Source organism: Gordonia oleivorans (assembly GCF_040044975.1).
In the GTDB taxonomy this organism is placed as follows: Bacteria; Actinomycetota; Actinomycetes; order Mycobacteriales; family Mycobacteriaceae; genus Gordonia; species Gordonia oleivorans.
Genome location: NZ_JBDZDI010000001.1, coordinates 525,082 through 542,751, shown reverse-complemented (window position 1 = coordinate 542,751; position 17,670 = coordinate 525,082). Strand labels below are relative to the sequence as shown.

15 protein-coding genes are annotated in these 17,670 nt (G+C 67.5%); 11 read left to right on the top strand and 4 right to left on the bottom strand.

The window, feature by feature from the left end:
- Positions 1-153 precede the first annotated feature (153 nt).
- Positions 154-1,269: an alpha/beta hydrolase gene (locus tag ABLE92_RS02380; RefSeq protein WP_348802942.1), complete on the top strand. Its 1,116-nt coding sequence runs from the start codon at positions 154-156 to the stop codon at positions 1,267-1,269.
- A 38-nt stretch (positions 1,270-1,307) separates the two neighbouring features.
- Here the strand turns inward: ABLE92_RS02380 and ABLE92_RS02375 are convergent, their stop codons facing one another.
- Positions 1,308-3,662, bottom strand: coding sequence for a glycoside hydrolase family 65 protein (locus ABLE92_RS02375; RefSeq protein WP_348802941.1), 2,355 nt, complete (start codon positions 3,660-3,662; stop codon positions 1,308-1,310).
- Positions 3,659-4,369: an HAD family hydrolase gene (locus ABLE92_RS02370; RefSeq protein WP_348802940.1), complete on the bottom strand. Its 711-nt coding sequence runs from the start codon at positions 4,367-4,369 to the stop codon at positions 3,659-3,661. Before ABLE92_RS02370 ends, ABLE92_RS02375 begins: the two co-directional genes overlap by 4 nt.
- A 135-nt stretch (positions 4,370-4,504) precedes the next feature.
- On the opposite strand from ABLE92_RS02370, the gene ABLE92_RS02365 reads away from it, so the two are divergent.
- The 4 genes from ABLE92_RS02365 (at position 4,505) to rsmA (ending at position 8,475) form a co-directional block, all read left to right on the top strand.
- Positions 4,505-5,347: a PhzF family phenazine biosynthesis protein gene (locus tag ABLE92_RS02365; RefSeq protein ID WP_348802939.1), complete on the top strand. Its 843-nt coding sequence runs from the start codon at positions 4,505-4,507 to the stop codon at positions 5,345-5,347.
- Between the two features lie 47 nt (positions 5,348-5,394).
- Positions 5,395-6,387 carry a TatD family hydrolase gene (locus ABLE92_RS02360; RefSeq protein WP_348802938.1) on the top strand — a complete coding sequence of 331 codons (993 nt, stop codon included), beginning with the start codon at positions 5,395-5,397 and terminating at the stop codon, positions 6,385-6,387.
- 121 nt (positions 6,388-6,508) lie between these two features.
- Positions 6,509-7,591 (top strand): resuscitation-promoting factor, encoded by a 1,083-nt coding sequence (locus ABLE92_RS02355; protein WP_348802936.1) that lies wholly within the window; start codon positions 6,509-6,511, stop codon positions 7,589-7,591.
- A complete protein-coding gene (gene rsmA, locus ABLE92_RS02350) occupies positions 7,555-8,475 on the top strand; it encodes a 16S rRNA (adenine(1518)-N(6)/adenine(1519)-N(6))-dimethyltransferase RsmA (protein ID WP_348802934.1) in 921 nt (306 codons plus the stop codon). The genes ABLE92_RS02355 and rsmA overlap by 37 nt, the downstream gene beginning before the upstream one ends.
- On the opposite strand, the gene ABLE92_RS02345 is transcribed toward rsmA, so the two are convergent.
- Positions 8,461-9,465 (bottom strand): TIGR03557 family F420-dependent LLM class oxidoreductase, encoded by a 1,005-nt coding sequence (locus ABLE92_RS02345; RefSeq protein WP_348802933.1) that lies wholly within the window; start codon positions 9,463-9,465, stop codon positions 8,461-8,463. The genes rsmA and ABLE92_RS02345 overlap by 15 nt on opposite strands.
- Before the next feature lie 170 nt (positions 9,466-9,635).
- On the opposite strand from ABLE92_RS02345, the gene ABLE92_RS02340 reads away from it, so the two are divergent.
- The 4 genes from ABLE92_RS02340 to ABLE92_RS02325 are packed head-to-tail and all read left to right on the top strand — an operon-like array spanning position 9,636 to position 14,316.
- Positions 9,636-10,268, top strand: coding sequence for an HAD family hydrolase (locus ABLE92_RS02340; protein ID WP_348803206.1), 633 nt, complete (start codon positions 9,636-9,638; stop codon positions 10,266-10,268).
- 28 nt (positions 10,269-10,296) lie between these two features.
- Positions 10,297-11,256 (top strand): 4-(cytidine 5'-diphospho)-2-C-methyl-D-erythritol kinase, encoded by a 960-nt coding sequence (locus ABLE92_RS02335; RefSeq protein WP_348802932.1) that lies wholly within the window; start codon positions 10,297-10,299, stop codon positions 11,254-11,256.
- Positions 11,257-11,267: 11 nt separating this feature from the next.
- Positions 11,268-12,413 carry a lipase family protein gene (locus ABLE92_RS02330; RefSeq protein WP_348802931.1) on the top strand — a complete coding sequence of 382 codons (1,146 nt, stop codon included), beginning with the start codon at positions 11,268-11,270 and terminating at the stop codon, positions 12,411-12,413.
- Positions 12,414-12,456: 43 nt separating this feature from the next.
- Positions 12,457-14,316, top strand: coding sequence for an ABC-F family ATP-binding cassette domain-containing protein (locus ABLE92_RS02325; RefSeq protein ID WP_348802930.1), 1,860 nt, complete (start codon positions 12,457-12,459; stop codon positions 14,314-14,316).
- Here ABLE92_RS02325 and ABLE92_RS02320 read toward each other — a convergent pair.
- Entirely contained in the window at positions 14,250-15,062 is an 813-nt protein-coding gene (locus ABLE92_RS02320) for an alpha/beta fold hydrolase (RefSeq protein ID WP_348802929.1), read from the bottom strand. The genes ABLE92_RS02325 and ABLE92_RS02320 overlap by 67 nt on opposite strands.
- A gap of 99 nt (positions 15,063-15,161) precedes the next feature.
- Between ABLE92_RS02320 and ABLE92_RS02315 the strand changes: the two genes are divergently transcribed.
- Together ABLE92_RS02315 and ABLE92_RS02310 are read left to right on the top strand one after the other, a co-directional pair.
- Positions 15,162-17,453, top strand: coding sequence for a carbon starvation CstA family protein (locus ABLE92_RS02315; protein WP_425476245.1), 2,292 nt, complete (start codon positions 15,162-15,164; stop codon positions 17,451-17,453).
- The gene (locus ABLE92_RS02310) at positions 17,450-17,668 is read left to right on the top strand and encodes a YbdD/YjiX family protein (RefSeq protein WP_348802927.1); all 219 of its coding nucleotides are present in this window, start codon (positions 17,450-17,452) and stop codon (positions 17,666-17,668) included. Before ABLE92_RS02315 ends, ABLE92_RS02310 begins: the two co-directional genes overlap by 4 nt.
- Positions 17,669-17,670 lie beyond the last annotated feature (2 nt).

The window sequence follows — 17,670 nt, the reverse complement described above, 5'->3', positions numbered from 1 at the left end:
CGACCCACTGACGCCGACGTGGGGAGGATTTTCGCCGTCGACGTCCTCGGCAGGTGCAGGAACGTGTCATTCGGGGCGCGCATTCGCGCCGTACGTCGATCGTGACCACGCGCTCGTTTGGCCCGGATTCGGCGGTCCCCATACCCTGGCGGCATGGTGATGGCTGATCGAGACGACGTTGACACGGCGTCGGCGCCGATTACGGCGCTGGCCGTGGTGGGCCTTGCCGAGACGATGCTCAACGGTTTGGCGCGGGTCCCGTTCACGCAACCCTGGCGCGGCCCGGGTGGCCTTCTCGACAACGTCGGACAGTCGGTGACCCGGCAGACGATCCGGGCGTTCATGGGATATTCGATGGGCCTTCCCATCGAGGAGTTCCGGTCGATGGAGAAGATCATCGACGACATCTGTCAGGTGGTCCTGCCGCCGGTCATCGGGGTGGCCGGGAAGGTGGAGATCGTCGACGACGAGATCGGTGGGGTTCCCGGGATCTGGTGCCGGGCCAAGGACAGTTCCGATTCCTATGTCGACGGTGACGGAACCAAGAGTTCGATCAACGGCACGATCCTGTACCTGCACGGCGGCGGCTACATCGGTACATCACCGATGATGTACTCGGCGTTCGCGGCCGCCCTGGTGCGGATCACCGGCTGTGAGATCTTCATCGCCGACTACCGGATGGCGCCGGAATTCCCCTTTCCGGCAGGCATTCTCGACGCCGCCGACGTCTATCGGGGCCTGCTCGGACGTGGGGTCGACCCGGATCATCTGATCGTCGCCGGGGATTCCGGTGGCGGCGGACTGGCCACCTCGCTGGTGTCCTACCTGCACGACCACCAGCTGCCGAAACCCGCTGCGCTGGGGCTGTTCTCGCCGGAGGTCGATCTCGATCTGGACCATGACTCGGTGGTCGACAACGCCGCCCACGACATCCTGCCGTGGAGCATTCCGGTCGCCCCGTACCTGAAAGGCGTGCAGCCCAACGACGCCCGGGTCTCCGCGGTCTATGGTCACCCCGACCCGGAATGGTTCCCGCCGACCTTCGTCTGTTGGGGTGAGGTGGAGATGTTCCGGGACGGCATCCGGCAGTTCGTGCGCAATCTCGAGGCCGCCGACGTACAGGTGATGGCGATGGAGGAACGCGGCATGTTCCACGTCTTCCCGATCCTCATGCCGTGGGCCGAATCGAGCAAACGGGTGTTGCGCAAGCTCGGTGAGCTCGCGAACCGTTACGTCACCCCGGATCCGGGTGCGTCACCGACGCATTGACGGATCCGGGGTGCCCGGTGCCAGGTGCGGCGGCGCTTCTACAGCAGGCGCTGATACGGCTCGCATCCCGGCGGTGCCTTGGGCGGGTCGCGTCGTTCGATCTCCGGGATCGGCATGCTCACCGGTGTGCCCTCGGTGAGGGTGAACTTCTCGCCGTGGTGGGCCAGATCGATCGCCGGACCCGACAGCAAACGATAGGTGGCGGTCGACTTGTCAATGGCGACAACGATCTTGGAGTCCCGGACGATCATGCGGAAGGACAGGTAGTCCAGCTTGCTGGGCAGTCGCGGGGCGAAGGTGATGTGTCCGCCGAAGTCGCGCATACCGCCGAAGCCGGCCACGCAGTCGGTCCACGCGCCGGCCAGGGCGGCGATGTGGAGGCCGCTGGCGACGTTGTCGTGCAGGTCGTGCAGGTCGGTGAACACCGATTCGGCCATCAGGTCGTAGGCCAGATCGAGGTAGCCGACCTCGGCCGCGGTGACCGCCTCACAACACGCCGACAGTGACGAGTCACGCACCGTCAGCGGATAGTAGTAGTCGAAGTTGCGTAGCTTCTGCTCGGGCGTGAAGGCGTCGCCGAACATGTACATCGCGAACACCAGATCGGCCTGCTTGACCACCTGCTTGCGATACAGGTCGAAGTACGGATAGTTCAGCAGCAGTGGGTATTTGCCCTTCGACTCCTCGAAGTCCCAGGCGCCGAGCAGGGTGAACGCCTCACACTGCTGATGCACCCCGAGGGCCTCGTCGTAGGGCAGCGTCATGTCGTCGGCGCACGATTCCCAGTGTGCGGTCTCGGCATTGGTGACGCCGAACTGCTGAGCGAGATCGGGGCGTCGATGCACCGCGGCGATCGCGTCGCGGAAGTTCTGTTGCGCAGCGAGATTGGTGAAGACGTTGTTGTTGACGACCGCGGTGTACTCGTCGGGCCCGGTGATGCCGTCGATGCGGAAATTGCCGTTGATGTCGTGATGGCCCATGCCGGCGAACAGGCGCGCGGTCTCCACCAGAAGTTCGACGCCACACTCGGTTTCGAACTGCTCGTCGTGAGTGGCGCGCAGGTAGCGCCCGGTCGCGTTGGCGATGTCGGCGCTGACGTGCACGCCCGCGGTTCCCGCCGGCCAGTAGCCCGAACACTCGTCACCGTTGATCGAGCGCCACGGGAACATGGCGCCGCGCTGGGCCAATTCGGCCGCACGCGATTTCGCCTTGTCGATGGTGGCGTGACGCCACCGCAGTTCCTCGCCGGCCGCGGCGGGCACGGTGTAGGTGAGCATCGGCAGGATGAAACTCTCGGTGTCCCAGAAGGTGTGGCCGTCGTAGCCGGGACCGGTGAGTCCCTTGGCCGGGATGGCGCGGGACTGGCCACGGGCGCCGGCCTGCAGGACGTGGAACAACGCGAACCGGACCGCCTGCTGCAGTTCGGGATCGCCGTCGACCTCGACGTCGGCGTCGCGCCAGAAGTCGTCGAGGTAGCGGCCCTGATCGGCTTTCAGTGATTCCCAGCCGGTTTCCATCGCCATGGCCAGCGCGGCGTCGACCTGTGCGCGCAGGGCGGGCACCGATCGTCGGGCCGACCAGCCGTATCCGATGTACTTGGTCAGGCTGAGCTTGGTGCCCTGCGGGACGTTGGCGGCCACGGTCAGGCGTGCCAGATCACCGTCGGCGCGGATGAAGGTGTCCGCACGGTCCGGGAAGTCGATCTCGTGATCCATACCCGCGGCCATGTGCAGACCGGACTTCTTGGTGTGGTGGACCAGGATTCCCCAGTAGTTGCGGCAGGTCGCCAGGTCGGAGACCAACGGCGAATCCAGCGCCGCGGCCAGACGCGGATCGTTGCCGGGAAGCGGAACCGGTTCGTTGGCAAGCAGATCCGACTGCAGGACGAGTTTCATGTCCTCGTCGATCGGCTCCACCTCGTAGTGGATGGCGGCGATGGTGCGTTTGGTGAACGACACCAGACGTTCGGACCGGATGCGCACGGTGCGGCCCGTCGGCGAGGTCCACAGGGTGTTGCGTCGCAACGTGCCGGTGCGGAAGTCGAGGACCCGCTCATGCTCCTCGGTGCGTCCGTAGCGCAGGTCCATCGGCTCGTCCTCGACGAGCAGGCGGATGATCTTGCCGTCGGTCACGTTGACCACGGTCTGGCCGGATTCCGGGTAACCGTAACCACTTTCGGCGTACGGCAGGCCGCGCTGTTCGTAGTACCCGTTCAGGTAGGTACCCGGATGGTCGACGGGTTCACCCTCTTCGAAGGTGCCACGAAGGCCGAGGTGGCCGTTCGACAGGGCGAAGAGTGTCTCGGTGCGACCGAGCATGTCGATGTCGAGCCCTCGCCAGCGCAGCTGCCAGGGGTGGACGTCGAATCCGAATGCGTGATCACTGGTACTCATGCAGGCAGCAATTCCTCGAGATCGTTGACGACGATGGATGCTCCGGCGGCCGTCATCGACGCGGCCTGGGTGCCACCGACCCGGTCGATGCCGACGACATAGCCGAAGTTGCCGGCGGCGCCGGCCTGAATTCCGGAGATCGCATCCTCGAAGACGGCCGCGGCGGCCGGCTCCACACCCATGCGCTGCGCGCCGAGCAGATACGAATCCGGTGCCGGTTTACCCGGCAATCCTGCTGCGGCGGTTTCCAGTCCGTCGACGCGCACCTCGACGAACTTCGACAGATCGGCCGCGTCGAGGACGGCCTTGCCGTTCTTCGACGACGTCACCACCGCGATCCGCAGTCCCGCGTCGCGGGCCGCCTCGAGGTAGCGCACCGATCCCGGGTACGGGTTGACGCCGTCGCTTTCGAGGCTGGCCAGGAACATGTCGTTCTTGCCGCTGCCGATCGTGTCGGCATCGGCGGTGGAGACATCGTCGATGCCGCGGGAGGCGAGGAACGCCCGCACGCCGTCATCGCGGGGCCGGCCGTCGACGTAGTCGAGGTAGTCCTGCTCGGTGAACGGGGTGAATGCGTCGCCATCCCGCTTGCGCAGGAAGGCGTCGAAGGCGGCCTTCCACGCCCGTTGATGGAGGACAGCGGTACTGGTGAGGACGCCGTCGAGATCGAAAAGTGCGACGGTGACCGTATCTGGCAAACCCAACACGTTGGCAAACGCTACCTGTCTGCGGCGGATCGGGCTCGGTATGCACGGATGTCGGCGCGGGCACCCGAATCCGAGCCGTCCAGATGATGAGAAATCCGGTGGACGTCGCCGACGCGAATGATCAAACATGGGGCCATGTCTCGTCGTTTAGCGCAGGTCGATGTGTTCGCGTCCGCTCCGATCACCGGAAACCCGGTGGCCGTCGTCCTCGACGCCGACGGCATCGACGACGAGCAGATGGCCGCCTTCGCGCGGTGGACCAATCTGTCGGAGACGACCTTCGTGCTGCCGCCCACCGATCCGACCGCCGACTACCGGTTGCGGATCTTCACTCCTGGTGGCGAACTGCCCTTTGCGGGGCACCCCACTCTCGGGTCCGGGCACGCATTCCTCGCGACAGGAGCCGACATCACCGGCGAGTACCTCGTCCAGGAATGCGGTGTCGGACTGGTGCGTATCCGACGCGACGGGCAGCGTCTCGCGTTCGCCGCACCGCCGCTGAGCAGGTCCGGTCCCGTCGACGCCGCCACCGTCACCGAGGTGACCGCGGCCCTGGGCGTCGATCCCGCGCACGTTCTCGCAGCCGAATGGGTCGTCAACGGACCCGAGTGGATGGTCCTGCAGCTCGACTCGGCGCAACGCGTCCTCGACGTACGTCCGGACTTCGCCGCGCTCGGTGACCACGAGGTCGGGATCGTCGGCGAGCATTCCGACGCCACCCGCCCCGAGCCGGGGGTCCTGTTCGAGGTGCGGGCCTTTGCTCCCGGCGACGGGGTGCCCGAGGATCCGGTGACCGGCAGCCTCAACGCCGGCATCGCGACGTGGCTGCGACGCGACGGCCGCGCACCGCAGAGCTACGTCGCCGCCCAGGGGACCGCACTCGGGCGGGCCGGTCGGGTGTTCGTCACAGACGACGGCGACGACATCTGGATCGGCGGTGAGAGCACGACGGTGATCACCGGAACCGTCGAACTCTGAGCGGAGCGGGGACATCCGCCCGGATCGTGCCCCATACAGTGGGGCCCATGTCCGCCGCCGACAGCCCGACCCCCGCTGACAGCGCTCACTCCCGCGTTGACAGCGCCCAGAATCCCACTGACAGCGCCCAGAATCCCACTGACAGCGCCCAGAATCCCACTGACAGCGCCCCCGTCAAAGAACTGAGCGCCAAGGAGGCCAAGAAGCGTCGCCGTCGTGAGCCGCCGCCGGATCCGGAGCCGTTGCCCGGCCTCGTCGACGCCCACACCCATCTCGCCGCGTGCGGTGGCCGTGACCCGGAGTCGGTGCGGGCGATCCTCGACCACGCCGACGCCGTCGGGGTCGGGCAGGTGATCACCGTCGCCGACGACATGATCGACGCGCGGTGGGCGGTCGACGCCGCGCGATGGGACGAGCGGGCGTTCGCGGCGGTGGCACTGCACCCCACGCATGCCGGCGACCTCGACGACGCCGCCCGCGCCGAACTCGAGCAGATGGCGGTCGACCCGCGGGTGGTGGCGATCGGGGAGACGGGGCTGGATTACTACTGGCCCGGTCGCTCGGAGTCGGCGGCCGAACCCGCCGTCCAGAAGGACGCCTTCGCCTGGCATATTGATCTCGCCAAGCGCGTCGGCAAGCCGTTGATGATCCACAACCGCGAGGCCGATCGCGATCTGCTCGACATTCTCGCGGCCGAAGGGTCGCCCGACGTCGTGATCATGCATTGCTTCTCCGGTGACCGAAACGTTGCACGCGAATGCATAGATCGCGGGTATCTGCTGAGTTTCGCCGGAACTGTGACATTCGCCAATGCCGCGGAGCTTCGTGAGGCGGCTCGTCTGGTGCCCGTTGAGCAGATCCTGGTGGAGACCGATGCGCCGTTCCTCACCGCGCATCCCTACCGTGGCCAGCCAAATCAGTCGTATTGCCTGCCATACACGGCGCGTGGACTTGCCGACATCCGCCAAACGGACGACGTGACGATGGCTCGGCAACTCGGCGTCAACGCGCGACGCGTCTACCGGCTACCTTTGCGCTGAGCAAACTGTCTCGTTATCGTATTGTGATCCGTCAGCCTGTGGGGGTTCCAGACGGACGCCACGTTCCCGATCAGGATGCTTCACCTTGTCTGTTTTAGCGAAGATTCACACGTTGGACTCGATGCGTGCGCGCGTCGCCATCGGAGCGGTGCTGTGCACCGTCGCCGCCGGTGGCGTGATGGGCGTGACGATGCACAAGAACGTCACCATCGACGTCGATGGACAGAAGATCCAGGTCGCCACCATGTCCATGGACGTCGACTCACTGCTGAACTCGCAGGGCTACGACCCGGCCAACGGCGACGTCGTCGAACCGGCACTGGACTCGTCGTTCTCCGACGGGCAGACCATCGTCTTCCACCGCAAGAAGCAGGTCGTCCTCGACGTCGAGGGCCAGCGACGTGTCGTCGAGACCACCGCGGTCAACGTCAACGATCTCCTCGCGCAGCAGGGTCTGTCCCACGGTGACGACGCCACCAACTTCAACGCCGGTGGTCCGATCCCGGTCAACGGCGCGGTTGTCGACGTCACCCTGCCGAAGAAGCTCATCATCATCGACGGCGGCGTGCCGTCGATCAAGAGCGTGCCGGCCGAAACGGTGTCCGAGGCCCTCGCCGACATCGGCGCCCCGCTCGCCGACACCGACAAGGTCACCCCGGCCGCGACCGCCAAGGTCGCCGACGGCATGACCATCAACGTGACCCGCATCCGCACCACCGAGACGACGGTGCCCGAGAACATCACCGCACCTGACATCACCCAGGACGATCCGACGCTGATCAAGGATCGCCGCGTGGTGGTCAAGCCCGGTACGCCCGGCAAGGCCAACGTCCGCTACGAGGTGACCACCGTCAACGGCAAGGTCGTCAAGCGCGTCAAGGTCGGCCAGGAGGTCCTCACCCAGCCGGTCGCCGCGACCGTCCGGGTCGGCACCAAGCCGGGCGCCCCGTTCGTGCCCGTCGGCGTCTGGGATCAGCTCGCACAGTGCGAGGCCACCGGCAACTGGGCCATCAACACCGGCAACGGCTTCTACGGCGGCGTCCAGTTCGACCAGAACACCTGGGAACGCTGGGGCGGCCTCGAGTACGCACCGCGCGCCGACCTGGCCACCCGCGAGGAGCAGATCGCGATCGCGCAGAAGACCCAGGCAGCTCAGGGCTGGGGTGCGTGGCCGTCGTGCTCGGCCAAGCTGGGCCTGCGCTGAGCATCGACGACGCTGGGTCCGGGGACGATTCCGGACGGCTCCTGGGACCCGCGCAGATCCGTCGGCTCGCCGACGAACTGGGTGTCCGTCCCACCAAGACGCTCGGACAGAACTTCGTCCATGACGCCAACACGGTGCGACGCATCGTCGCTGCCTCCGGGGTCGGACCCGATGACGTCGTCCTCGAGGTCGGACCGGGTCTCGGATCGCTGACACTGGCGTTGCTCGGCACCGTCTCGCGGGTGATCGCGGTCGAGATCGACCCGGTGCTTGCCGGTCGGTTGCCGCAGACCGCGGCGGACTACGCACCCAACGGATCGCTGGACGTGGTCACCGCAGACGCCATGACCGTGCGCGCCGACGACCTGCCGGCCGCACCCACCGCGCTCGTCGCCAATCTGCCGTACAACGTCGCGGTCCCGGTGCTGCTGCACCTGATGAGTGAATGTCCCACCATCGCAACGGCTTTGGTGATGGTGCAGGCCGAGGTCGCCGACCGGCTGGCCGCGCCGCCGGGCAACAAGGTCTACGGGGTGCCCAGCGTGAAGGCACGCTACTTCGGTGACGTCGCGCGCGCGGGCGCGGTGGGACGCAACGTGTTCTGGCCCGAACCCAAGGTGGAATCGGGCCTGGTGCGCATCGACCGCCGCGACACGTACTCCACCGATCCCGCCCGGCGCGCCGCGGTGTTCGCGGTCATCGACGCGGCCTTCGCTCAGCGCCGCAAGACCATGCGCTCGGCGCTGGCGACATGGGCCGGCTCACCCGCCGAGGCCGAACGACGCCTGCGCGCCGCCGACATCGATCCGCAGATCCGCGGCGAGAAACTCGACGTCGACGATTTCGTGCGGTTGGCGCAGGTGGCCGCCTCAACCGGAGGCTGAGCGGAGCTTGTCCAGCAGCGCCGGTGCCACCTCGTCGAGGAAACGCTCCTGGCTGCCGCCGCCGATCTGCACCAGCGCGACGTCACTGAAGCCCGCCTCCCAGTAGGGGCGAATCCCGTCGACCAGCTCGTCGAGGTCGGGTCCGCACGGGATGTTCGCGGCCACATCGTCTTTCGTGACGAACTGGGTCGCAGCGGCAAAGCCGGCAGTGGTGGGGAGGTTGGCGTTGACGTCCCAGCCGCCGGCGAACCAGCGGAACTGCTCATGGGCACGCGTCACGGCGACATCGCGATCGGGGTCCCAGCAGATCGGGATCTGGCCGATGGCGCGGGCCGGGGCGAGTGCGGGGCCCTGCCCGATGGAGGTGGTGTCCGGGTGGGCGTTCCACTGCTCGATGATGTCCGCGCTGGGTTCGACGGCGATGAGATGGTCTGCCGGCGGACCGAATTCGTCGATGCCACGGCTCCCCGACACCGCCACACCGATGGGGACCCCGTCGGCGGGGAGATCCCAGAGACGGGCCGAATCGACCTGGAAGAACTCCCCGCGATGGTCGACGACGCCGCCGTCGAGAAGCGCGCGGATGATCTCGATGGCCTCGGTCAGCATGGATTGCCGTTCACCGAGGGCGGGCCATCCCGCACCGACGACGTGCTCGTTGAGGTTCTCGCCGCTACCGAGTCCGAGGATGAATCGGCCGTCGGAGAGCAACTGCATCGTGGCCGCCTTCTGCGCGATCACCGCCGGGTGATAGCGCATCGTGGGACAGGTCACGTAGGTCATTAGTTCGACGTCGTCGGTGGCGTGGGCGACCGCGCCGAGCACCGACCACGCGTACGGGGCATGTCCCTGCGCCGACAGCCAGGGTGAGTAGTGGTCGCTGGAAACCTCGAAATCGAAACCCGCCGATTCCGCCGCGATCGCATCGCGGACCAGCTGCCGGGGGCCGGCCTGTTCGGTCATGAGGGTGTAGCCAAAACGTGTCGCCATGATCTCGCTCTCTGCCTCCGGAGAACTCCGGTGGCAAGGTGGAGTGGGGGATGTGGGCACGTGGTCTGGACCCGGGAGGAGCATCTGTGGATTCATCAGGATCGACCGACGGTCGCCGTGACACGGGATCGTCGGATCGGGCCGGGCCGGATGGCGGCTCGGTCGACACCGTGCTCCTCGACGTCGACGGTACGCTCATCGACTCCGGCTACCTGCACGCTCTGGCATGGCAGCGGGCGTTCGCCGCTCACGGGCTCACCCCGCCGTGGTGGCGTGTGCACCGGGCCATCGGCATGGGCGGCGATCTGCTGGTTCGGGAGGTCTGTGGGTCCGAGGTCGAGGATGCCCTCGGCGACCGATTGCGCGATGAGTGGGCCGAACGGTACCGCGAGGTCCTGCCGGAGGTACGTGCCATCCCCGGCGCATCCGACCTCGTCCGTGCGTTGACCCGCTCCGGCTACCGGGTGGCGATCGCGTCGTCGGGAGCCCGGGAGTTCACCGACGCCGCACTCGAGCGTCTCGGACTCGCCTCGACCGACGTCGACGTCGTGACCAGTGCCGATGATGCCGACAACTCCAAGCCGGCCCCGGACCTGCTCACCGTGGCGCTGCGCCGGGCCGGTGGTAGCAGTGCGGTCCTGGTCGGTGACAGCGTGTGGGACGTCGCCGCGGCGACAGCGGCGGGCATGTCCTGTGTGGCCGTCCGCACCGGTGGCACCGCGGCCGCCGAACTACTCGACGCCGGCGCGGTTCGGGTCGTCGACGATGTCGCGGTGCTTCTGGACACGCGATGGCGGCCGTGACCGGGATGAACGCCTACTCTGGATCCCCGTGTCCCCAGCATCCCTGTCGGTGATCTCCGACGCCGTGACGGTGCGCGTGCCCGCCAAGGTCAACCTGCACCTCGGCGTCGGCCCGCTGCGCGATGACGGCTACCACGATCTGGTGACGGTCTATCAGGCACTATCGCTCTACGACGACGTCACGGTGGCGCGTGCCGCGGGTCTGTCGGTCGAGATGACCCGCGACAGTGGTCGCGGCGCCGACGTCGCGGAGGTGCCCCTCGACGACGACAACCTCGCGGTGCGCGCCGTGCGAGCACTCGGTGAGTACGCCGGTCGTGATCCCAAGGTGGCCATCGAAATCGTCAAACGGATTCCGGTGGCCGGGGGTATGGCCGGCGGCAGCGCCGACGCGGCGGGCGCGCTGGTCGCATTGGCGGCGTTGTGGAAACTCGACATCCCGCGCGCCGATCTCCTGGACATCGCAGCCGGTCTCGGCAGCGACGTGCCGTTCTCGGTGCAGGGTGGCACCGCCCTGGGCACCGGCCGCGGTGAGCAGCTCATGCCGATGCTCGCGCGCGGGGAACTGCACTGGGTGCTGGCCTTCGCGCGCGACGGACTGTCCACGCCCTCGGTATTTCGTGAACTCGACCGGCTCCGCGCCGACCGTGACCTGACACCGGACCCCGACGAGCTCCGGCCCGACGCACTCGTCCAGGCGCTCGCCGCGGGTGACCCCCACGTCATCGCCCCCTTGCTGCACAACGATTTACAGCCGGCGGCGCTGAGCCTGCAGCCGGGTCTGCGTCGCACGTTGCGCGCCGGAATCGATGCCGGCGCCCTCGGCGGCATCGTCTCCGGGTCCGGCCCGACGTGCATGTTCCTGTGCGCCGACGCGGATGCGGCCGTCGCGGTGGCCGCCGAACTGTCCGGCGCCGGCGTGGCCCGTTCGGTACGCACCGCATCGGGTCCGGTCAGTGGTGCGACGCGGCAGGTGCCGAGCGCGTGAGCAGACGACGCATGCACTCGACCGTGACGACGGCGGGTGTCCTCGGGACTGCGCTGAGCGCGGCGGTCACCGCCGGTGTGATCACCGCCGCACCCGCCTCGGCCGCGCCGCTGGCCGGCCGGGTGCTGAGCGCCGAATCGATTGCCGCCGAAGACCTTCCGCCCGGCGCCGCATCGGGCGAGCGGGTCACCTACGTGACGCGTGACCAGAACGATCGGATGGCCCTGTCCACCGGGGTCGTCTACGTCCCGAAGGGCACGGCACCGAGCGGCGGGTGGCGCATCTTCTCGTGGGCGCACGGCACCACCGGGATCGCCGATCAGTGCGCACCGAGCCGCACCCGCAAGGGCAGCGGCGTCGACCGGCCCGTCATCGACGCACTCGAGGCCGGCTATGCCGTCACCGCCACCGACTACGCCGGTCTCGGCGCCGCGGGCGAGACCGAATACCTCGGTGGACGGGCGGCCGCACACTCGGTGATCGACATGATCCGCGCCGCCCGCTCGACCGAGGCGAGCCTGGGTACCGAGTGGGTGTCGGTGGGCCACTCCCAGGGCGGGCACGCCGCACTCTTCGCCGGGCACGAAGCGCCGTCGTACGCACCGGAACTCGATCTGCGGGAGATCCTCGCGATCGCACCGGCCTCGGGGATCGAGGGGGTGCTCACCAAGTCGTTCACCCCGAGCGTGCCGAGCCTGGGACGGGTCAACACCGTCAGTGCGCTCTACCTCTACATCCTGGCCGGGCTCGATCATGCCCGGCCGGACCTGCACATCACCGACCGGCTCTCCGACGACGGCAAGCGCTATCTCGATATGGCCCGGTCACAGTGCAACGGCGAGGTGTCCGACGCGCTGCGGTCGGTGTCACCGGGATCGCTGTTGGACGAACCGCTGGGCGACGACGCCGTCACCGCCGCACTCGCCGACTACACCCGCGTCCCGACCGGCGGTTACACGGTGCCGATCCGCATCGACCACGGACTGCTCGACCCGATCGTGCCGTTCCCGCTCACCGCGACCCTGGTCCGGTCGATGCAGGATTCCGGTACCGACGTCGACCTGCACACCCACAGTCGCGATGATCACACCGAGGTCGTCGCCGGCGCGCTCGGTGAGGTGATGACGACGGTGTCCTCGGCATTCGGGCGGGACTGACGGTGATGTGCCGGTGCGCCATGGCGGTTGATACCGTCTACCGGTGTCTCCTGCCCCCGCATCCGCGCTGATCAACGCCGATCGCATCAGTAAGAGCTACGGCATCCGCGCACTGCTCGACGAGGTGAGCCTCGGCGTGCACGAGGGCCAACGCATTGGCGTCGTCGGCCTCAACGGTGGCGGTAAGACGACGTTGCTGGAGATCCTCGGTGGTGTCACCGAACCCGATTCCGGCCGGGTGTCGCGGGCCGGTGGTGCACGCATCGCCGTCGTCACCCAGCGCGGTGAACTCCCGGCAGGCAAGACCGTTGCCGAGGTCGTCGTCGGTGGCCCCGAGGTCGCCGCACATGAATGGGCCGGCGACGCGCGGGTCCGTTCGATCCTCGCCGGCATCGGCATCGACGAATTGCTCGACACCCGCGTCGACGAACTCTCCGGTGGTCAGCGCCGCCGCGTCGGTCTGGCCGCGGCGCTGGTCTCCGACGCCGATGTACTCATCCTGGACGAGCCGACCAACCACCTCGACGTCGAGGGCGTGGAGTGGCTCGCCGAGCACCTCATCACGCGACGCAGCGCGCTGGTGGTGGTCACCCACGATCGCTGGTTCCTCGACACCGTCGCCATGCGCACCTGGGAGGTGCACGACGGCAGTGTCGACGAGTACGAGGGCGGCTACAACGACTGGGTGTTCGCCCGCGCCGAGCGGGTCCGGCTGGCCGACGCCGCCGAGGAACGTCGTCGCAACCTCGCCCGCAAGGAACTGGCGTGGCTGCGACGTGGTCCGCCGGCGCGAACATCCAAGCCGCGCTACCGGATCGAGGCCGCCGAGAAGCTCATCAGCGATGTGCCCGAACCGCGCGACTCGGTCGCGCTGTCGGCGTTCGCGCGTCGTCGGCTGGGTCGGGTGGTCATCGAACTCGAGGACGCCCACATCGAAACCCCTTCCGGGGAAACCCTTCTCGACGATCTGACCTGGCGGCTGGCGCCGGGGGAGCGGATCGGTCTGGTGGGGGTGAACGGTTCGGGCAAGACGACGCTGCTGCGTGCACTGGCCGGGGAGGTCGACGTCGCTCCCGGCCGGCGTGTCGAAGGTGTCACGGTGACCATCGGGTGGTTGCGTCAGGAACTCGACGACCTCGATCCCGACCAGCGGGTGCTCGACGCCGTGGAATCGGTGGCCGCGCGAATCATGCTGGGCGACAAGGAGATGTCGGCGAGTCAGCTCGCCGAGCGCCTCGGCTTCTCGCCGGCCCGTCAACGCACCCCGGTCGGTGATCTGTCCGGCGGCGAGCGTCGTCGGCTGCAACTGACGCGGGTGTTGATGGCCGAGCCGAACGTCTTGCTGCTCGACGAGCCGACCAACGATCTCGACATCGACACGCTGCAGCAACTCGAGGATCTGCTCGACTCGTGGGCGGGCACGCTGGTGGTGATCTCGCACGACCGTTATCTGATCGAGCGGATCTGCGATTCGACGTGGGCGCTGTTCGGCGACCGCACACTCACCAACCTGCCCGGCGGCATCGCGCAATATCTCGTGCGCCGTCGGGAGATGCAGCGTGGCGCATCGGCATCCGGCTCGGCGGTGGGGTCGTCGCAGGCGGCATCGGGCGAGGCCACCGCGGCATCGTCACCGTCGGCGGACGGTGCCGCCGAGGCCGCGAGCGCCGCGGCTCCGGCCGTCAGCGCTGCCGAACACCGCGAGGCCCGGAAGGCGGCCAATCGCGCGGAGCGTCAACTCGAGCAGCTGTCCAAACGCGAGGAGCAACTGCATCTCGCGCTTGCCGAGGCCGCCACCGATCCGGACAGGCTGGTGTCGCTCGGCGCCGAGTTGCGTCAGGTCATCGAGGACAAGGACGCCGCCGAGGCCGCGTGGCTGGAGGCCGCGGAAAAGCTGGAGTGAGTGAGGCTCGAGGTGAGTCGCCGGGTGTGGCTCAGCCTCGCATCGATCCGGGTCGCGAAATCGCCGATCATCGCCCCGGTCATCTCCGGCTGGATGAGCGGGTAGAGGTGCGACGCCCGGCCGATGATGCGCAGTTCGGCCTGCGTCGACAATGCGGCGAAAGTCTTTTCGTGGATGCGGAATTGGTCCCAGCCGCCGTTGGCGAAGAGCATCGATCCCGGGTAGGCGGACAGCTCACCGAGCGCGTCGAAATCCGCGATCGCGTCGACGACGTCGGCGATGGAGTGCAGTGCGAGTCCACCGGCCTCCATGTCCTGCGCCACCTGCCGGCCCAACGCGACTCGCGTCAGGCCGCGGCTGATGGCCGCGGCCTGCGCGGGGAGCACACTGGTGGCCGCTCCGAACGCCCGAAACGGTGCTGCGAGAAGCGCACTCGGTTGCGCGGTCGATCCCATCGTCACCAGCCCGGCGACCGAGTCTGGGTGACGCCCCGCGGCGGCCATTGCGACGTAGCCGCCGAGGGAGATCCCGGCGACCACCGCGGGTTCCCCGACGGTTGTGATGGCGTCGAGGACGGCGTCGACGGCGTCGTCCATCCTGAACGTTTCGGCGCTGCGGTCGCCGTGGCCCGGCAGATCCGGGTGGATGACGGGGCGTTCGGTGATCGCCGCGGCGATACGGTGCATCGACGCACCGCTGACGCGGAGACCGTGGACGAGGACGACGGGAGTGGCGTTGCTGCTCATCGGGTGTCAGTATGCCGCCGCGAGGACCGCGCGTATAGTGACGCAGGCCACTGTTTGTGGACCTGTCGAGCAATCGAAAGGCACGCCACCGCCATGACGATGACCGAGACATCACCCATCACCGAACGTCGGGACGGCTACCCGGACGTCGAATTCGTAAAGAACGATCCGGATCTGCCACCGGTCGCGATTATCGACCGGACGCCGATGACGACGCCGAAGAAGATTCTCTTCGCGATCATCGGACTGCTGGGTGCGGTGGCGTGGGCTCTGATCGCCTTCATTCGTGGGGAGAACGTCAACGCGGTCTGGTTCGTTGTCGCGGCGGTCGCCACCTATGTGATCGCCTACCGCTTCTATGCGCGGATGATCGAGATGAAGGTGGTGCGTCCGCGTGATGATCACGCCACGCCCGCTGAGGAATTCGACAACGCGCAGGACTACATGCCGACCGACCGGCGGGTGCTGTTCGGTCATCACTTCGCCGCGATCGCCGGGGCCGGGCCGCTTGTCGGGCCGGTGCTCGCCGCGCAGATGGGTTACCTGCCCGGCACGATCTGGATCATCCTCGGTGCGGTGTTCGCCGGCTGCGTGCAGGACTACCTGGTGCTGTCGATCTCGACGCGGCGCCGCGGACGCAGCCTGGGACAGATGGCGCGCGACGAACTCGGGCCGGTCGGCGGTATCGCGGCGATCCTGGCCGTGTTCGTCATCATGATCATCCTGATCGCGGTGCTGGCGCTGGTGGTGGTCAACGCCCTGGCCGAAAGTCCGTGGGGTGTCTTCTCGATCGCGATGACCATCCCGATCGCGCTGTTCATGGGTGTCTATCTGCGGTACCTACGGCCCGGTCGGGTCAGCGAGGTCTCCATCATCGGGGTGGTGTTGTTGCTCGCGGCCATCGTGGCCGGCCGCTACGTCGGCGAATCATCCTGGGGCAGCGACTGGTTCAGTCTGTCGCCGGTGTTTCTGAGCTGGGCGATCATCATCTACGGCGTGGCTGCCGCGGTGTTGCCGGTGTGGTTGCTGCTCGCGCCACGTGACTACCTCTCGACCTTCATGAAGGTCGGCACCATCGCGCTGCTGGCGCTCGGCATCGTCATCGTGCAGCCGGTGATGCAGGCACCCGCGGTCAGCGAATTCGCCTGGAACGGCAAGGGTCCCGCGTTTGCCGGTGCGCTGTTCCCGTTCCTGTTCATCACGATCGCCTGTGGTGCGCTCTCCGGATTCCACGCCCTGATCGCCTCGGGGACCACCCCGAAACTCCTGGCCAAGGAGGGACAGGCGCGGATCATCGGCTACGGCGGCATGCTCACCGAGTCGTCAGTGGCGATCATGGCGCTGATCACCGCATGTATCCTCGATCAGCACATCTACTTCGGGATGAATGCCCCGAAGGCGCTCACCGACGGTACCGCTCAGGGCGCCGCCGACTACGTCAACGGTCTTGGGGTGCATGGTCAGTCGGTGACGGCCGAGGACTTCACGCAGGCCGCAGAGGCGGTCGGGGAGTCGTCGATTGTGTCGAAGACCGGTGGCGCACCGACGTTGGCGATGGGGATGGCCGACACCTTGCAGGATGCGATCGGTGGAGAGTCGTTGCGGCCCTTCTGGTATCACTTCGCGATCATGTTCGAGGCGTTGTTCATCCTGACCACGGTGGATGCGGGTACGCGGGTGGCGCGCTTCATGCTCTCCGACGGCATCGGCAACATCCCCGGCGCTCAGCGATTCAAGGACCCGTCGTGGCGGCCAGGCGCCTGGCTATGCACGGTGATCGTCTGCGCCGCATGGGGTTCGATCCTGCTGATGGGTGTCACCGACCCGCTCGGCGGCATCAACACCCTCTTCCCGCTGTTCGGCATCGCCAATCAGCTGCTCGCCGCCGTCGCGTTGACCGTCGTCACCGTCATCCTGTTCAAACGGGGACAGTCCAAGTGGGCGTGGGTGTCCGGTGTTCCGCTGGTATGGGATGTGATCGTCACGATGACGGCGTCCTGGCAGAAGATCTTCTCGTCGAATCCGTCGATCGGGTACTGGGCGCAGCACAGTGCCTTCGTAAACGCCAAGGATGCCGGGGAGACGAGTTTCAAGACCGCGAAGAACCTCGACGAGATGAATGCGGTCATCCGCAATACCTTCATCCAGGGGACGCTGTCGATCATCTTCGCCGTGCTGGTGCTGATCGTAGTGGTCGTCGGGGTGTACCTGATGGTGAAGGCGTGGCGGCGCGGTGGGTTGCCGACCACCGAGGAGAAACCGGTGCCGTCCCGGATCTTCGGTCCACGCGGCCTGATCACCACCGCGCCCGAACGCGAGGTGCAGCACGAGTGGGATGCCCTCCAGGCGCAGAAACACGGGCACCGGTCACCCGCGGAGGCGGCACCGTGACCGGCGCGCAGGTCATCGCGTCGCTGCGCCGCGCCGGTGGTCAGGTGGCGTGGTATGTGGGCAGCGTGATGGGCGACCGGGACTATCAGCGCTACCTCGACCATCACGCGGCGCATCGCGCCGACGGTGATGACCGTCCGCCGATGACCGAACGCGAATATTGGCGGGCGCGTTGGGATCACACCGAGAAGAACCCGCAGGGACGGTGCTGCTGAAG

What these genes read in the sequence shown, in the direction of transcription:
- ABLE92_RS02330 (WP_348802931.1), top strand. Translation starts at nt 11,268, where the DNA reads ATGCACTCGACCGTGACGACGGCGGGTGTCCTCGGGACTGCGCTGAGC.
- ABLE92_RS02320 (WP_348802929.1), bottom strand. Translation starts at nt 15,062, where the DNA reads ATGAGCAGCAACGCCACTCCCGTCGTCCTCGTCCACGGTCTCCGCGTC.
- ABLE92_RS02345 (WP_348802933.1), bottom strand. Translation starts at nt 9,465, where the DNA reads ATGGCGACACGTTTTGGCTACACCCTCATGACCGAACAGGCCGGCCCC.
- ABLE92_RS02315 (WP_425476245.1), top strand. Translation starts at nt 15,162, where the DNA reads ATGACCGAGACATCACCCATCACCGAACGTCGGGACGGCTACCCGGAC.
- ABLE92_RS02365 (WP_348802939.1), top strand. Translation starts at nt 4,505, where the DNA reads ATGTCTCGTCGTTTAGCGCAGGTCGATGTGTTCGCGTCCGCTCCGATC.
- ABLE92_RS02355 (WP_348802936.1), top strand. Translation starts at nt 6,509, where the DNA reads ATGCGTGCGCGCGTCGCCATCGGAGCGGTGCTGTGCACCGTCGCCGCC.
- ABLE92_RS02375 (WP_348802941.1), bottom strand. Translation starts at nt 3,662, where the DNA reads ATGAGTACCAGTGATCACGCATTCGGATTCGACGTCCACCCCTGGCAG.
- ABLE92_RS02380 (WP_348802942.1), top strand. Translation starts at nt 154, where the DNA reads ATGGTGATGGCTGATCGAGACGACGTTGACACGGCGTCGGCGCCGATT.
- ABLE92_RS02360 (WP_348802938.1), top strand. Translation starts at nt 5,395, where the DNA reads ATGTCCGCCGCCGACAGCCCGACCCCCGCTGACAGCGCTCACTCCCGC.